Raw genomic sequence first — 15,236 nt, 5'->3', positions numbered from 1 at the left:
GGCACAGCGGAAGCGGATTGGTCGACTTTGTGGATGCCAAGGGAGAAAAGCACTCTGTGTACAGAGAGCTCAGGCGGAGATTGCATGCTCGCGCGGACGCACCTCTTTCTCGATCTGCTTCGCGGCCTCCTTCTCGGCCATCTTGAGGTCGTAGACGCTCTGCATGTTGAGCCACCATTGCGCCGAGCCGCCGAAGTAGCGGGACAGGCGCAGGGCCATCAGAGGGGAAACGCCGCGCTTTTCGCGCACGATGTCGTTCACGGTCGGCGCGGCGACGTGCAGTTCCTTTGCGAGCGCGCTGGCGCTCATCTTGAGGGGCTCCAGAAAGTCCTCCCGGAGCGTCTCGCCGGGGTGAACCGGGCGCATTCCGTTCTTAAACATGGCTCTTGCCTTTCTGCCCAAAGGGCGATTCGCATCTTGCGAAGATAAGTCGCTGGGCGTTTGGCGCCGCCCGGCCTGCACGTTCTCGGGCCCGTCGCCGGTCCACTGCCAAGCTAGACGCCACTGGTCATTGATCCTGATGTGCCAGAAGCCATCGTAGAACTTCAGGTCATTGCCCGGCGGCGAGCCCATGTCGTCGTTCGTGACAGCCCCGTCAAGCTGCATCAGCTTGCGGGTTGCCACTCTCACGATGGCTGCAAACCTCTTGTTCTTCCCTTTGCGGAAGAGTTCCTCGGTGTCTGCGTCAGAGAAGGATTTGATTGCCACGTGCCAGATTATATAACGCCTAACGTTAAACGTTAAACGTTAAACGTTAAACGTTATGGAGTGGCAGTCCGCGGGCGCGGGCGATGAGGCGCATGGCCTCGTAGCCGGTGTCATGTTCACACTCAAGACTCGGGGCGCGCTCGGCATTCCCGACATCGCCAAGATTCTGAATGTGACGGTGGAAGCGGTGCGCCAGCCGACCACGCCGCGCGCAAGGCGGATGCGGCTTCCCAGGCCGGCCTGGTGAGCGAGCTGCCGCCGGACGTGCCCAGACGCGCCGCGCGTACGCCAAGCGCGGCGCGCGCCCGCGCAAGCAGCGCGCGCTCACCAAGGATCCGCTGCAAGCGGTGCTGGCGACCTGCGACGACACCCTGCGCGGAAAACGCGATCGCGCCCTCCTCCTGTTTGCATGGGCGAGCGGCGGACGACGGCGCTCGGAGGTGGCCGCGGCCACGCTCGAGAACCTTCAACGTGTCGATGCCAGCTCCTATCTCTACACGCTCGCGCATTCCAAGACCAACCAGGCAGGCGCCCAGCGCCCCGAGGATGTGAAACCCCTGGTGGGCAGCGCAGCGCAGGCCATGCAGGCGTGGCTCGCCGCCAGCGGCATCAAGGAAGGCGCCCTCTTCCGCCGCATTCGCAAGGGTGGTCATCTCGGGGAGCCACTCGCGCCAGCGGCCGTGCGCGACATCGTGAAGGAGCGATGTGCGTTGGCGGGGGTGGAGGGAAGTTTTAGCGCGCACTCGCTCAGGGCCGGGTTCGTGACGGAAGCCGGCCGACAGAACATGTCGCTGCCCGAGACGATGGCGATGACCGGTCATCACAGCGTCGCGACCGTCATGGGCTACTTCCGCGCCGAGAGCGCGCTGGGCAGCAAAGTGAGCCGGATGCTGGATGAACAGTGAAGACGTTCCACCGGATTCCGTAGCTGAGAAGCTCAGGTAGCCCACCCACTCGCATCCAGATTGATGCACAATTGCATCATTTCAGGCGGCTGACATGCGAACGACCGTGACACTCGACGATGCGCTTTACGCTAAAGCCCTTGAGGTGGCAGATCCCGGGATGGACAAAGCCGATCTGTTTCGCGAGGCTGTTGAGACCTTTGTTCGCGTCCGGGCTGCCAAGCGCCTCGCCGCGCTGGGTTCGTCTGCACCTAGCATGCGAAGTGTTCCTCGCCGGCGCCCTCGGCGCCCAGCAACGCACTCCTGATGGGGCCCGTTCTTGTCGACACCTCCGTGTGGGTCAGTCACTTCCGCCACCGGAACAAAGCCCTGATGGCGCTGTTGCAGGCGGATCTCGTTCTGACACATCCGATGATCGTTGCCGAGCTGGCATGCGGGACGCCACCGGAACCGCGACGGCGAACCCTGGGCGATCTGGACCTTTTGCAGAAGGTTCAACAGGCGACTCTCACCGAGGTCAGGGACTTCATCGAACGGGAACGCCTCTACGGGCTCGGTTGCGGTCTGGTGGATCTCTCATTGCTCGCATCCACGATGCTCATGCGGCCCGCCGAACTCTGGACGCTCGACAAAAGCCTTGGCGCCCTTGCCGTGCGCTTGGGCGTCATGCATCGGCCAGCACTGCACTGAGCTCGCGCGATCCGCCGTAGTTTCGACTAGGTACGACTGGCGGCCACGGGTTCGAAGCCCAGGACTGCCTTCGTCTCGAAATGCGCCGCCAGTGTCATAGTGCTCGACGAGCGGCGCAGCGCGGGCGGCCAGATCTACCCCTCCGTCACCGACGCGTTGTCACGCTGGTCGACGAGCGCGGGCCGGACTACGCCGACGGCCGCCAGCTCGCCGAGGCCTTCGCCGCGAGCGGCGGTAGCCGATGAACTGCGGTGAGGCGCGCGCGATGACATTGCTCGCTAAACGTCGACGCAGTGATTGCCATGTGGCTCCCAGTGCAAGCACACCTTTCTCGCCGTCGCCCTGTGGGAGCAGGTCTTGCGCCGAGCACCGGTGCGCCCGACGATCTCACCCCGCACTCGCGAGGTCGCTGCGTGAACATGCGTCGTCACGACGGGGAATGCTGAGCTACGTCTCGCCGAGAGCGGCATCAAGGAAGGCGCCCTCCTCCGCCGCATTCGCAAGGGGGCGCATCTAGGGGAGCTACTCGCGCCAGCGGCCCTGCGCGACATCGTGAAGGAGCGATATGCCATGGCGGGGTGGCGGGGTGGCGGGAAGTTTTAGCGCGCACTCGCTGAGGGCCGGGTTCGTGACGGAAGCCGGCCCACAGAACATGTCGCTGCCGAGACGATGGCCATGACCGGGCATCACAGCGTCGCGACCGTGATGGGCTATTTCCGCTCTGAAAGCTCACTCAACAGCAGGACCAGCCGGATGCTCGATGAGGAGTGAGGCGTTCCTGGTATCCGCGCTCGGCTTCATCGACGCCGCAAGCCATGGCCGTGCCGATCGACGGAGTTCACGTGCCGCCGCGGTCGCTCAGGGCGTCGCAGGCCGACAAGCCTCAGACTCTGAGAATCCCGTCGCTGCCGCTGCCGCACAGCACAAGTGGTGATCTTCGGCTGCGTCTGCGCCAGCAAGAGCCGCAGATGTCCGCTCGCGCGGGTCTTGCCGATGCGCGACAGTGCGCTAGAGCTTCGCGATCGAGCCTCTGCGCAAGACGCGCATGACCACCGAGGACAGCGGAGGCACAGGACAAGGCGTTACCACAAAATAATAACAACCCGCTTGACAGGTCGCGATGCACGGAATAACATTGTTGTCACTGGAGGAAGCCAATGCAAGTCACCATTCGACCATTCGGAAACAGCAAGGGCGTTGTCCTTCCCAAGCCACTTCTGGCGCAGGCGGGACTGGGCGATGAGGATGCTGCTGAGATGACCGTCGAGGAGGGGGCCATCGTCTTGCGCAAAGCGGCGCGTCCGGCGCGAGCCGGTTGGGCCGAGGCCGCTATGGCGCTGGCCGCCAACGGCGGCGACGAGTTGGTCATGGGTGAATTCAGCAACGAAGCCGATGCGGAGTTGGCTTGGTGAGGCGTGGGGAGATCTGGCTTGTGAACCTGGACCCCACGGTCGGTAGCGAGATCAAGAAATCCCGCCCTTGCGTGGTAGTGTCCCCGGCTGAGCTGAACGACCATCTGCGCACCGTGATTGTGGCGCCGATGACCTCCAAGGGGTTCGCAGCGCCGTTTCGGGTTGCGCTGACGCACGGCGGCACCAAGGGTTTGATCCTGCTGGATCAGGTGCGCACGGTCGACAAAGCTCGCTTGGCCAAAAAACTTGGCGCGGTATCAGCGAAGACACTGGCGGCGACATTGGCGACGCTGCAAGAAGTCTTTGCAGCCTGAACAAGGGCCGCGGGGACCATCGACACGGGCGAGGGAGTGGCCAAATTCAGGGGGCGCTTCCAGTAACTGACCTCAACAGCTGGATCCGGCGCGCCTGACGCAAACCGCCGAAGACGCAGCGCGCGCGCTTCTGCGCGAGGGCGAATCGGCCAACACGCGCGCCTCTTACGCCTCGGCAATGCGCTACTGGTGCGCCTGGTACGCCGCGCGCTATGCCCAGGCGCTGCGAATGCCCGTTCCGGTACCGGTCGCCATCCAGTTCATCGTCGACCACGCCGCGCGCAAGGCGGATGCGGCTTCCAAGGCCGACCTGGTGAGCGAGCTGCCGCCGGACATCGACCAGGCGCTGGTGGCCAACGGCTACAAGGCGCGGCTCGGCGGTGCAAACGACCGGTGGGCTCGGGCTGGCGCAGCGACGAGACCTGCGCCGAGGTCGCCGGCGAGAGGAAGTGCCTGCGGTGCCGTGGACCGCTTGGACGCCACGACGGCGGATCAGCGGTTCACCCAAGGAATCGCGTCGTAGATCAGCAGTTCGGCCTGATTGTCGGACTCGGCCATGAAGTAACCGCGCATCGACTTGCCATCGGCGTTCGGCTCGAGCCAGAACGCGTTGTGGGTCAGCGCCAGTGTGGCCTTCATGCCACTGCCTTCATCGATGAACAGGTTGACCGGAATCTGGTGCTCCAGGCGGTTGCTGCGCAGGTCCAGAAGCTCGAGTCCACCGAATGCGATATTGCCCAGCGGGCTCGAATAGCCGCCGACGCCGCCGCAGAGCATGTATTGCACGCCCTGGTAGTGGCAGTCCTGGTAGTCGATGGAGAACTGCGGATTAGGCACCCAGGTCGAGGCACCGGCCTTGCCTTGTTGATTCTTGTTGCCCAGGTCCCAGGTGTAGAGGCGCCGAGAGCCCCAGCTCACGCCGTGCAGCGTGCCCTTGGCGCGGTTGAACACGAGGCCGCCGATGTGATCGTTCTCGCCGAACACGCGCTCGGCCGCCAAGGTTCTGGGATCGACGCGGTAGACGGTCGCACTGCTGTTGGGTCGATACTCGGCAACCGGAACCCACAGGTTCGTGCCGTCGTAGTCGATGCCACCAGGGTGATAGCGCAGCCCGTCGGTCAGCTCAGTCTTCGCGATCAGTTGACCCTCGAGCGTGAACTGGAAGAGCCAGCCTCGGCCCGTGCCGGCACTGCGGTCGATCGAGAAGTCGTAGAGCGCGTCGGTGGTGACGGCGGTATTGCGCTGCGTGGGCTGGAGTATCTCGACCGCCGTGACGTACAAGGTCCGATCGATCTTGACCATGCCCTGCGTGTGGAAGGTCTGCCAATTCATCGGCACGGAGGCGACCTGCGTCCAGATCGTGTTCTTGCCCATCAGGCGAAACAGTTGCGTCGTCTCGTTGTCCCGCGCACCGGGCTTAGCCGCGTGGGCGTTTGCCGCATGCCCGGACCGGTCACCGTCCTGCGCCGAGGCGGCAGACGAAAGGCCGCCGATCAGGCTGGCCAGGACAATCCACATTGGCAGTTTCTTCAAGTTGACCCTCGTCTCGTGAATTTGCGGAAGGGCGCCGAGCCCATCGGCTGGAGCACCGGCGCCAGCTTCGGTGGTTCGACGGCGCCCGATCATGCGAGTCTGTTGACCGAACGTGACTCGGGTGTGACGCCCCTTGCCAGGGGCACCACCGGCGGTGCGACGAGGCACAGAAGCATGCGAGAACGAAGCACCATCGGCAGCATGCCAAGGCCGGGATGACTCGCGCGATGGGTGCAGGCATCGCGAGTCCGATGACGGACCTCGATGCGAAGGCGCGCCAGGAGCGGATGGACCAGGCTTACGCGTTCGGGTTCACTCGCCCATAGGTCCTTGCACCTTACCGAGCACATGAGAGAGCAATTTGGAATCGTGGTTTTAAACAGAGTAGCGCCAGACTTAAACAAGCCGCAGGTTGGTCTAAATGTTGGTCCGGAAGTTGCAAAACGCATGATTGACAAATTGAGATGGCGTTTTTGTGGAACGACACCCGTAGGTCAGTGTCTGGGCAATGCCCAGGGCCAGCTCATCTCCCGAATGGGCGTTTCGCGATTACTTCATCAAGGAGCCGACCTTAGATTGGCCAAGCGGGTACACGACGATTACGTATCTTGCATCTGTCCTAGTGAGGAAAATCGAGCTCCTTACTCAGTAGTCGATAATTTAGGCTACAAAAGTCACCGCGGCGATCGGTTTGATGATCCAATAGTGCATGAAGCGAGATGGCCGCACGCTGGATCACAAAACGCTTGAAGAGATTCGCCTGATGGCGGTGGAGCGAGTTCGCGACGGGGAGAAGCCATCTGCAGTGATTGCCGCCTACGGTTTCAGCCGCACAACCATCTACAAATGGCTGAAGGCCTCGTCGGGTCGAGGCAAGGGACTCAAGGCATTGCGCGGCACGCGCGGCACCGGGCGACCACGGACGCTGAGTGCCGCGCAAGAGCGCCAAATATTTCGTTGGATCAATGGGCGCGACCCGCGACAGTACGGACTGGACTTTGGGCTGTGGACACGCGCCATTGTCGTGGCGCTGATCGAGCAGAAGTTCGGCGTGAATATGGGGGTGACCGCAGTCGGTGCGTTGCTGGCCAAGCTCGGACTGACCCCGCAAAAGCCGCTGCAACGCGCCTACCAACGCGATCCTCAAGCCATCGAGCGCTGGCAGCGTGAAACCTACCCCGGCATCGCCACGGCTGCGAGGCAAAGTGGTGCCGACGTCTACTTCTGGGACGAATCGGGCTTTCGGGCTGACACCGTGCACGGCAAGACCTGGGCGCCCATGGGCAAGACCCCGGTTATCGAGCGGCCCGGCCAACGCCAGTCGATCTCCGCGGCATCGGCCGTCAACGCCAGGGGTGGATTCTGGTTTGCGACTTACCAGGGTGCGCTCAATGCCGAACTGTTCATCGAATTGCTCAAGAAGATGATGAAGGGTCGCAGCAAGCCGGTGCACTTGGTGGTCGACGGATTGCCGGCCCACAAGAAAGCCAACGTGCGCGAGTACATCGAATCCACTCAGGGCAAGCTGAGCATGCACATTCTGCCGGGCTACGCACCGGACCTGAACCCGGACGAACTGGTCTGGAGTCACGTCAAACGTACCGGCGTGGCTCGCAACCCATTGCGAGCTGGCGAGAAACTCGAAATCCGCGTCGACCAGCAACTGCGCAACATGCAGAAGAATCGCCGGCTTGTTCGATCATTCTTCGAAGCGCCCTCTGTCGCCTATATTTCCGACTGCTGAGTAACATGGAGACCAAGGAAGTCCTTGGCGAAATCCCGCTTATGTCGCCTTGAGACGTCGCCAGCACGTTTTTTGCATCTCTCTGTGCGCCTTGTCTGGAACCACTTGCGGGCCCTTGCAGCGGGGCGCCCCATTGCGCCGCGGCCTGGTTCGAAGGTTCGAATGCTCTCGCCCGCTTGCACCCGATGGGAGCTGCCAATCTCGAACGCGCACTCAGAACTCGGCGCACCTTGCCGCGCGCGAGGTCCTTCCGACAGGGTCCGTGTGGCGCTCAGCCGCGCGGGCGTTGGGGATCGTCTTCGTCAATGTTGGCGTCTGAGGCGCCATCGTTGCGGCGCGTGTTGGCCTGCGCCTCCCTCGCTGCGGCCAGGCTCTGGGCGACGAACGTCGCAAACGGCCTGATGTCGCTCTGGCCGCTTGCCGCGTTGAGCGCCGCCATGTACCGGTCGCGTTCTTCAAGACGCAGCACCGTCCATGGGAACCCGCCGGAGGCCAGCATCGCGTTCATGACGAATCGCCCAAGACGACCGTTGCCGTCCATGTACGGATGAATGAAGACGAACATGAAGTGGCCCAAGACCGCGCGCACTCCTGCCGATGGCTCGTCGCGTAGCAGCTCGAAAAGCACGGGCATCATGACCCGCACCGCTTCACGCGGCGGTGGTACGTGCTGGGCGTTGCGAATGTAGACCTGATGGCCTCGGTAGCCCGCGAGGTCGCTTGGCGCGAGGAGTCCGGCTGTGACGCTCGGCGAGAACATTGCTCGGAACCAAGCGCCATGATCGCTTTTGAGGACGTCGCCAGCGTTCGCACCCGCGAAGATCTTTTGAATGGAGGCCTTGACTTCGTTGTGCGCTAGCCAGTAGCCGTGTGCCGCCATCCCATCTCTCGACTGCCGGTCCTGCTCATGGATGTCCTCGTTCCAGTCTCCGGCTGCCACGCGACGGATCAGTTCAGGCGTGACTCGATAGCCCTCGATGGACAGAGAGTGGTAGGCATCGGTGACGTAGACGTCTTCGATCGCCTTCATGAACGCGGGAACGTCCCTCGGAAGGCCCGGCTCCTCGCGCGGGAAGGTGTTGGCCACGTCGTCGCGCATGGACGCCCACATGAGCCGCAATCTGGAGACGTAGGGGGACTCGATGCGGTCGCCTGGCACGATTCGCGGCGGGGTCTCGAACGGGTTGGATTCGGTGACCTGGTTGCCCAAGGTGCGCATGAATCCGACGATATCGTCCGCAATCGCGTCTCGGCCCACAGCGCGGAAGGCGCCCGCGAGGCGGCCGGCAATTGTGCGGTGGTTTCCTTCTGCGAGCAGACGGCTGAGCTCCGACGCGTCGCTGATTGACAGCAATGCAACTTGCGCGTCCTGGGCGGAGGCTCTGAAGAAGTGCTCTGGCGCCTTCAGGAGTGCCTGGGCCAGCGTCATCGTGCGAATATTGCCGACGCTGTCGCGCCGGTCCGAGCCCGGAAAGTCTTTGGCCTGGTAGTCCATGAGGGAGAACCCGTTCGGCAAGGCAAGCACGCTGTTCTTGCCCAGTGGCGCGTGAACGACGACCTGATTGGGCAACAGGGTCGTGCCGGCGTGAAGTTTCAGCGAATAGTCCGCGGCAACGCACCAGTCCGCGCCGAACCTGGCGTTGCAATAGGCGGCGATAAAGTCCTTCATGCCCGCAATCCATGGCGTGGTGTCGCCGGCCTTCGCCGAAGGGTTGGCGGACATGTACCAGCCCTGGATCACTGGTTGGATATACCCGGCATGGAGCAACGCCTCACGGTCCGCGCGCGAGAATTGATTCGTGCTGAAGACGCTCAAGCCCTGTTGCTGCAAGGCGTGCAACGCCCCGAGGCCGGCGGCGAGTCGCCTCTGAGCAGGGGTGGCTGTTCGGCTGGCGGTCGCCTGATTCGTTGCCATGCTTCGCCCTCGTTACTTGGGTCCAGATCCAAAAGTCACCGGTGGCTAGGTTTCTCCGACAACCGGCAGCTAGGGTTTATTGTAACCCATAGCTAGGTTTCATTGTCTTTCGAGCGCTAGGTTTTTATGTATCCGAAAGCTAGGTTTTGTTGTTCACTTCATGCAATTCCGGCTCGACGGCTCTCGGCTGGCTGATCGATGCAGAGATCTCGGTTGAACGGTACGAGGCACCGTTTGCGCGGCGAGCTCGTGGCCGCAGCCGCCGTGTGGGCCTTCTCCACGTGGAGCTCCAACGCAAGGCGAAATTTCCCTTGCTCGTGGTCCACGATCATGTATTCCGCAGGGACAGCGGACTCGAACTCGTTCGCTCCATTGCGGCGCAGGCGCAGAAGAATCCATCCCGACGGCTTCTTCTTGCTTTGTCGGAAGGCTTACTTCGTAGAGTCGGCGGGAATGCTTACACGACGATCTTGCAGCTCCCCGGCCGGGAGCTGTACCTGGCATCGCTGTGGTACGGCGCCACCCCTGACCGATTGGTACAGCAATGCACGGACGGCGTCCAATTCGGCGACCCGGAGTTTGGCGAGGACAATTGCATGATCTCCATCGCAGTGAACGCGTTGGATGAGGGATTGATTATTGCGGAGGACGCCAGTCCGCACATGCGCTATGTCGAAGTTGGATCGGGTTTGCGGATGCCTTTCGTGAAGGAAGAGAACCTGTTCGACCTTGGAATCGTCCTGGCATGAAGTTGAAGAGCATGCGACTGGCTCAACTCCGCTAAGCGACGCGCGTGATAGTGACGTTTATCTCGCCGCGATTGTTCCAGTACGCAAACCAGACATCGTTGGCGAATAGGTGCAGCTCTTCATCGCGGCTGCCGCCCTGCCCTTCATAGGTCCACTGAAGGTGCTTCCCAACTGGGAAAAGGTGTTCACCGGATCGTCCCACCGAACCGATCAGCTGGAACCACCTTCCCGACTCACAGCGCAAGGCCCAACTCACCATTGACTGCACGAAAGTGGGTCTATCCCGCCCATCGGCATCAGAGTCGAGCTTCCAGTCCTGCCAGTGGCTCTTGTCAGCGACGATCACGTATTTCGCACCACGCTTGAGGACCACGCCGGTCGGAACGTAGCGGGAGGCGCTCGGCACGCACACGCTAGTGGACTGACCGATGGCTAGCTGCGCAGCGTGGTGCTTGTGTGCGCTCAACGCGTGCCCCCCGTGTCTTGCACGCCGGTGGCGCGTTGAGCATCCAAACAAGCCAAGTCCATGGCGCTCATTGATCCGGCGCGTTGAACTAGCAAGTCAGACCGTCCTCGTCACCCTTGATTCCGTAGATCTTCCGGTCAATCTCTCCGGCCTCCAGATCGCGTCGAGAGCGAAGGATGCGACCGAACACGTTCAACATCTTCTTGGGCATCTTGTCTTGGACAAAGTACCCATGGCCACCGCCACCATCCCTTGCATTGGTGCAGCTGATGTAGCGCATGTACGGAACTCGAAGCCGATCGGGTGTAGGGTCTGTCCCGAGCTTCAACTGTGTGTCGCCCGTCAGACCGTTGTCTGCGATGCTCGCTCCGGCCAAGACCGAGTCGCCGTCGTTGAATGTCACGAAGAGCTGGCTGTTGGGCCGGATCTTGGCGAGCCATTCGCGATGACCGCCCGAACACACGGCGCCAGGAGTGCGACGTTCTGTGCTGTAGCGATCGACTCGGCCGCCCCTGGAACGTCCAGTGTGTACTGCAAAACTGTGCGCCAAGGCTGTGTGCCGCGACGGTGTAGAGCTGCTTGTTCGCGTCAGGCGCGCGGCACCGATCATCCGAAAAAACCGTGCAAGAGCATCGGCTGAATGCTTGCCGTTGAGTCCCGCCTGGTGGTAGCGGTAGATCTTCGACTGAATCTTTGATTCTTTCCGATTTTTCCCTTTCACCGCGCCGAGTTCGTCCTCGTCGCCGTCCACCTCCCTGGGATCGACGTCCGGCACTGGCTTCCCGTCGGGAAGGTATCCCTCCGAGGGCCAAGAGAAGCCGATGACCTCGACGTCATAGAGCAACTCCAGCTTTGCGCATCGCTCGAAGCATTTCGACGGGGTGTTGTTGTTGCCGTGGACATAGACCAAGACCGGTCGATCGCCTTTGAAGAGCGGCAAGAGTTCCTTCTTGGAATCGGCGTCGTCGACGTCGACGTCAGTGGCCGAGACCGCCCATCGCTTGTCGGCTCTACTCACGGTCGCCATCCCGAGCCGCTCAGAGCCTTGCTTGAAGCTGGTACCGAACGCCGATTCGTTCGTACCGTCATTCATTTCCCGATTCGTGAAGATCAACATAGTCCCCTCCGGTCGTTGGACGCAGATTCTCGGCGTCGTATCCACCCCGGAGACCGCGGAGAACGTGGATTGACGAGATGGCCGACTGGGCTTAGGTCCACGGCATCTCCAGCGCGGTGGCCAAGCAACGCAAAGCGAGGCGTCAACCAGCAGATCCCATCAGGGACAGTGGCCAAAAGCCACGACCAAAGTCCGGATGTACGGGAGCAATCTTTACCCGAGCAAGCTGAGCGATGAGCGAGTTGCTGGCGCGCATCGGACGCGGTCCGTCGGGGCCCTCGCCCTAGGCGCCTGCTTCAGGGCCGCTCGCCTGCTGGCGCTCTCGGTGCTCGGCGTGTCGGCGAGTAACTCTCGTGGTGTAAGGAGCGCACCTGCGGCGAAGATAGGCTGGATGTCTGCGCCTCTCACCGCTTCTTGGTTGTTCCTCCTCGCTTCCTTATCTGCTCCCTCGTGGTCGCAAGCCGTGAATCGAGGCCAGCTTGAAGCATCCGCGTCGATCCTGCTGCGTGACGTCGCTGCCGAGCTGTGCGGCAAGAGCGCCCGTCCCGCGGATGCTGACCTGGCTCAGCCGTCGCCGACGTCTCGAAGCCGCTTGAACGACGCAGAGTTGGTGTTCAAAAGCCTTGGCTATGGGCAGGCATCGATCAACGGGTTCGACACGCGCCTGCAGGGTCTGCCGGCCGGGCCGGAATGCCGCGCGCACGCGATCTCGGCGCTATGGCAACACTTCACCGCGTTGGGCCGCCCGAAGGCTGCTTCGGGCAGCGAGAGTGCTGGAGGTCCCGAGATGGTCGACTTGCCTGCAGTCGCTGAGCTTCCGCAGCTCCCCACAGCCACGGAACGGCAGAGGGCGTCTTCCACGCCGAGCAGGCCTCGGCGGCAAGCCTCCCAGCAACTGCCGAGCCTGAGCGTCGCGCCCCTTGTTGGACCCGAGGTAAGCAGGCCATCGGATGCTGCGCCGCCGCCGGCGCCGGCGCCCATGGCGGAGAGCGCGCCCGCCAGCGGACCAGTTGCCGCAGAAGGCGCGAGCGGCGGTGGAACTACGTCTGCACAGGTCCTAGCGGCGACCTCGGGCGCCCGGTTGCCGTTCGCTACGAGGCACCTGGGATGGGTCGGCGTGGGTCTGATGATGGTAATCGCCGCGCTCGGAGGCTGGTGGCTCCGGCGGGGGAGGAAGGTCACGAGTGCCGAGCTGGCGCGCCGGCGTCTGCGACCCACCTGAGCATCCAGGGTACGACCTCAGGCGGAATGCGCGAGTGCGCGGCCACGCCGGTCACTTCTTCGGACGCGGCTTGATCGCCTTTGGCCTATCGCCTCCAAAGTCCTGGGCCTCCATCGGCAGGCCGGCGCGCGCGATTCGCATCGGCTCGGGCTCGCCAGAGATCGTGACGACAACCCTGGTCCAGCCGTCGGTAGTTCTCCCGAAGACTGCCGTCCCCTCGACGCCAGGGGTGCGCACCGCGCGCAGGATCCGCGCGTCGTTGACTTCGAAGTCCTCGGGGGCGTAGACGAAGGGGATGGTTTCGGTAGCGCTCATGGGGACCCTACAACCAGCCGGTGTTGAGACCATCTGTACAATTTTCTGGGCTCCATGTGACGCATGCTATGCGAAGTTCCCGGGCGCGGAATGTGGACGAATTCCGCCTCTAGCGCCGACAGGAAAAACATGGCAAGTTGGGGTGATCGTACTTTTCGTGATTGGTACGGTTTCACCGTTTTGATGAGGAGTGCCGGCCCCTTGCGATTGCGCGCGACAGGGCCTTGCTTCGCTGCTTCTTGCTCGGGTCTCAGCTCCTTGATCTCTCGTTCGATGCCGTACAACTGCCCGCTGAAGTCGATGGCCGTGGCGGCGATCGTGCTCTTGTTAGCGGCGCGCAGCTCCATGAATTCGCGGCGCGCGTGCGCCTTATGCGGAGCACAACATGCCCGCCGCAAGTTCGTCCAGTCCTGCAGCGTGTGCAGATCCGTACCGGACATCTTCTTGTCGGCCGCCTCGAAAGGGTAGCAAAAAAGCTGCCCGAGGCCGAAACTGCTTGGACCCATTTCGGCTTCGCCGAGTCGACCGATGAAAGCAGCCCATGGATCGTCGTCGCGGTTCAAGTCGCCAAGGTGAGGACGGTGCCAAGATGACGATCATGAAGCAGAACCCCTTTTCCGGTCCTTGGCGCATCGTCTGGATGTCCGGCTGGGACCAGAACTATGTGGACATAGAAGTGCCCGGCCACATCATCTTCAGCGCAGACCGGTCCGGCAGCTTCCAGTTCGGACTGGTACAAGCACAGATGGACTGCAAGATCGACAAGCGGCAGGGCCAACGCATCGAGTTCACCTGGCACGGCTTCGACGAGGGCGATGAACTGACTGGGCGCGGGCATGCTGAGATCGTTGACGGCGAGTTGCACGGTCACCTCTACATCCACCTCGGCGACGATTCCGCGTTCCGCGCGGTCGGGGAACCGACCGCCAAGCGCAAGTCCGCCCGCAAGCGAACGGGCTGAGCCTACGCTGATGCAATCACATGAGCGAGTACCAATACTACGAATTCGCGGCCATCGACCGGCCGCTGACCCGCACCGAGATGGCCGAACTGCGCGCCGTCTCCACACGCGCGGAGATCACGCCTTCGGGCTTCGTCAACCACTACGAGTGGGGAGACCTGAAGGCCGATCCAGCCGAATGGATGCGTCGCTACTTCGATGCCTTCGTCTACACCGCCAACTGGTGCAGTTGCCGGCTGGCCTTGCGCGTGCCGCTGGCCACCTTCCGCAAAGCCGAACTGGCGCCCTTCTCTTCCCGGCATGCGCTGACAATCGAGACCAGCGACACGCACTGGATCATCGACTGGTCGCTCGACGAGAGCGAAAACTACGATCGCTTCGGCATGGAAGACGGAAGCGGCTGGATGCGGCGCCTGGCGCCGCTGCGCGATGAACTATTGCGCGGCGACCTGCGGCCGCTCTACCTCGGGTGGCTGGCCGGAGCCGCTGGCGGCGAACTCGCGGACGGCGCGCTGGAACCGGAAGTGCCGCCCAGCCTGTCGGCGTTGTCACCTCCTCAGCAGGCCTTGGTCGAATTCCTGGAAGTCGATCCCGACATGCTCGCGGCGGCGATGGCAGGCAGTGGATGCGCTTCTGAGGCTGATTCAGCGCAAGGCGATCGCATCGATGCATGGCTGAGTGAATGGTCGCATGACGAGATGGCAAACATGTTGAAGCTGATCGCACAGGGCCGTGGGCACGAAGCGGAGCGCCAGGTCAGATCCCGCCACGCAGCTTGGCTGAAGGCACGACGCCCTTCGTCCGCATCTTCCGCATCGCGGCGCAGCGTGGGCCAACTGCGTGCACTCGCCCAATCGGCCTCTGGCGCTCGCTTGGAGCGCGAGACAAAGGAACGCGCGAAGCAGGAGACGAAGCACCGGCAGCAACGCGAAGCGGCCCTTCAGTTGTTGATGACCGATGTGGACAAGCGCTGGGCTGCCATCGACGCACAGGCAAGGCGTGGTTCGGCATCGGGTTACGAGCATGCGGTGCGGACATTGGTCGACTTGGCGGAGGGCTATGCACTCACGTCTAGCCGCAACGAGTTCGACCGCGCGCTGCGGCGCTTTCTGATTCGTCATGCAACGCGTGGCGCATTGTTGCGCCGTCTGGCCGAAGCAGGTCTGTGGTCAGGATGAATTCGTC

Annotated in this window: 17 protein-coding genes and 3 pseudogenes; 12 read left to right on the top strand and 8 right to left on the bottom strand. The window is 62.7% G+C overall.

The genetic code is table 11. The features are described 5' to 3' along the window. Positions 1-69 precede the first annotated feature (69 nt). Positions 70-381 (bottom strand): HigA family addiction module antitoxin, encoded by a 312-nt coding sequence (locus tag ACSQ9I_RS33580; RefSeq protein WP_093110419.1) that lies wholly within the window; start codon positions 379-381, stop codon positions 70-72. Positions 382-489: 108 nt separating this feature from the next. Beyond that, positions 490-708 (bottom strand): annotated as a pseudogene (locus ACSQ9I_RS33575) (type II toxin-antitoxin system RelE/ParE family toxin); the annotation flags it as partial. Between the two features lie 112 nt (positions 709-820). On the opposite strand from ACSQ9I_RS33575, the gene ACSQ9I_RS33570 reads away from it, so the two are divergent. The 8 genes and pseudogenes from ACSQ9I_RS33570 to ACSQ9I_RS33535 all read left to right on the top strand — a co-directional run bounded on the left by ACSQ9I_RS33570 (position 821) and on the right by ACSQ9I_RS33535 (position 4,552). Next, positions 821-955 (top strand): hypothetical protein, encoded by a 135-nt coding sequence (locus ACSQ9I_RS33570; protein ID WP_436316314.1) that lies wholly within the window; start codon positions 821-823, stop codon positions 953-955. Between the two features lie 19 nt (positions 956-974). Beyond that, positions 975-1,613, top strand: a pseudogene (locus ACSQ9I_RS33565) (site-specific integrase); the annotation flags it as partial. A gap of 94 nt (positions 1,614-1,707) precedes the next feature. Beyond that, positions 1,708-1,920 carry a type II toxin-antitoxin system VapB family antitoxin gene (locus tag ACSQ9I_RS33560; RefSeq protein ID WP_436316313.1) on the top strand — a complete coding sequence of 71 codons (213 nt, stop codon included), beginning with the start codon at positions 1,708-1,710 and terminating at the stop codon, positions 1,918-1,920. Next, positions 1,920-2,303 carry a type II toxin-antitoxin system VapC family toxin gene (locus ACSQ9I_RS33555; protein WP_436316312.1) on the top strand — a complete coding sequence of 128 codons (384 nt, stop codon included), beginning with the start codon at positions 1,920-1,922 and terminating at the stop codon, positions 2,301-2,303. Before ACSQ9I_RS33560 ends, ACSQ9I_RS33555 begins: the two co-directional genes overlap by 1 nt. A gap of 432 nt (positions 2,304-2,735) precedes the next feature. Beyond that, positions 2,736-3,074: pseudogene (locus ACSQ9I_RS33550) on the top strand (integrase); the annotation flags it as partial. 386 nt (positions 3,075-3,460) lie between these two features. Beyond that, on the top strand, positions 3,461-3,715 hold the full coding sequence (locus tag ACSQ9I_RS33545) for an AbrB/MazE/SpoVT family DNA-binding domain-containing protein (RefSeq protein ID WP_436316311.1): 255 nt from the start codon (positions 3,461-3,463) through the stop codon (positions 3,713-3,715). Next, a complete protein-coding gene (locus ACSQ9I_RS33540; protein WP_093110425.1) occupies positions 3,709-4,029 on the top strand; it encodes a type II toxin-antitoxin system PemK/MazF family toxin in 321 nt (106 codons plus the stop codon). The genes ACSQ9I_RS33545 and ACSQ9I_RS33540 overlap by 7 nt, the downstream gene beginning before the upstream one ends. Before the next feature lie 178 nt (positions 4,030-4,207). Continuing rightward, entirely contained in the window at positions 4,208-4,552 is a 345-nt protein-coding gene (locus ACSQ9I_RS33535) for a hypothetical protein (RefSeq protein ID WP_436316310.1), read from the top strand. Here the strand turns inward: ACSQ9I_RS33535 and ACSQ9I_RS33530 are convergent. Next, a complete protein-coding gene (locus ACSQ9I_RS33530; protein WP_436316309.1) occupies positions 4,522-5,730 on the bottom strand; it encodes a DUF6454 family protein in 1,209 nt (402 codons plus the stop codon). The genes ACSQ9I_RS33535 and ACSQ9I_RS33530 overlap by 31 nt on opposite strands. Positions 5,731-6,271: 541 nt before the next feature. Here ACSQ9I_RS33530 and ACSQ9I_RS33525 point away from each other — a divergent pair. Next, on the top strand, positions 6,272-7,306 hold the full coding sequence (locus tag ACSQ9I_RS33525) for an IS630 family transposase (protein WP_106561526.1): 1,035 nt from the start codon (positions 6,272-6,274) through the stop codon (positions 7,304-7,306). Positions 7,307-7,577: 271 nt separating this feature from the next. Here ACSQ9I_RS33525 and ACSQ9I_RS33520 read toward each other — a convergent pair whose 3' ends face one another. After that, complete coding sequence (locus ACSQ9I_RS33520) at positions 7,578-9,221, bottom strand: Fic family protein (protein WP_436316308.1); 1,644 nt, start codon at positions 9,219-9,221, stop codon at positions 7,578-7,580. Between the two features lie 146 nt (positions 9,222-9,367). Between ACSQ9I_RS33520 and ACSQ9I_RS33515 the strand changes: the two genes are divergently transcribed. Then, on the top strand, positions 9,368-9,970 hold the full coding sequence (locus tag ACSQ9I_RS33515) for a hypothetical protein (RefSeq protein WP_436316307.1): 603 nt from the start codon (positions 9,368-9,370) through the stop codon (positions 9,968-9,970). A 31-nt stretch (positions 9,971-10,001) separates the two neighbouring features. Here ACSQ9I_RS33515 and ACSQ9I_RS33510 read toward each other — a convergent pair whose 3' ends face one another. The 4 genes from ACSQ9I_RS33510 to ACSQ9I_RS33495 form a co-directional block, all read right to left on the bottom strand. Continuing rightward, positions 10,002-10,436, bottom strand: a complete 435-nt coding sequence (locus ACSQ9I_RS33510; protein WP_436316306.1) for a hypothetical protein — start codon at positions 10,434-10,436, stop codon at positions 10,002-10,004. Positions 10,437-10,524: 88 nt separating this feature from the next. Continuing rightward, positions 10,525-11,553 carry a hypothetical protein gene (locus ACSQ9I_RS33505; protein ID WP_436316305.1) on the bottom strand — a complete coding sequence of 343 codons (1,029 nt, stop codon included), beginning with the start codon at positions 11,551-11,553 and terminating at the stop codon, positions 10,525-10,527. A gap of 1,273 nt (positions 11,554-12,826) precedes the next feature. Next, a complete protein-coding gene (locus ACSQ9I_RS33500) occupies positions 12,827-13,090 on the bottom strand; it encodes a hypothetical protein (RefSeq protein WP_436316304.1) in 264 nt (87 codons plus the stop codon). Then, positions 13,087-13,653, bottom strand: coding sequence for an IS66 family transposase (locus ACSQ9I_RS33495; protein ID WP_436316303.1), 567 nt, complete (start codon positions 13,651-13,653; stop codon positions 13,087-13,089). The genes ACSQ9I_RS33500 and ACSQ9I_RS33495 overlap by 4 nt, the downstream gene beginning before the upstream one ends. A 26-nt stretch (positions 13,654-13,679) precedes the next feature. Here ACSQ9I_RS33495 and ACSQ9I_RS33490 point away from each other — a divergent pair, with 26 nt between their 5' ends. Together ACSQ9I_RS33490 and ACSQ9I_RS33485 are read left to right on the top strand one after the other, a co-directional pair. Then, on the top strand, positions 13,680-14,051 hold the full coding sequence (locus tag ACSQ9I_RS33490; RefSeq protein WP_436316302.1) for a hypothetical protein: 372 nt from the start codon (positions 13,680-13,682) through the stop codon (positions 14,049-14,051). A gap of 80 nt (positions 14,052-14,131) precedes the next feature. Beyond that, positions 14,132-15,229: a hypothetical protein gene (locus tag ACSQ9I_RS33485; protein ID WP_436316301.1), complete on the top strand. Its 1,098-nt coding sequence runs from the start codon at positions 14,132-14,134 to the stop codon at positions 15,227-15,229. Positions 15,230-15,236 lie beyond the last annotated feature (7 nt).

Source organism: Variovorax sp. LjRoot84 (genome assembly GCF_964254305.1).
Taxonomy (GTDB): domain Bacteria; phylum Pseudomonadota; class Gammaproteobacteria; order Burkholderiales; family Burkholderiaceae_C; genus Variovorax.
This window is presented reverse-complemented; position numbering and strand designations above follow the sequence as displayed.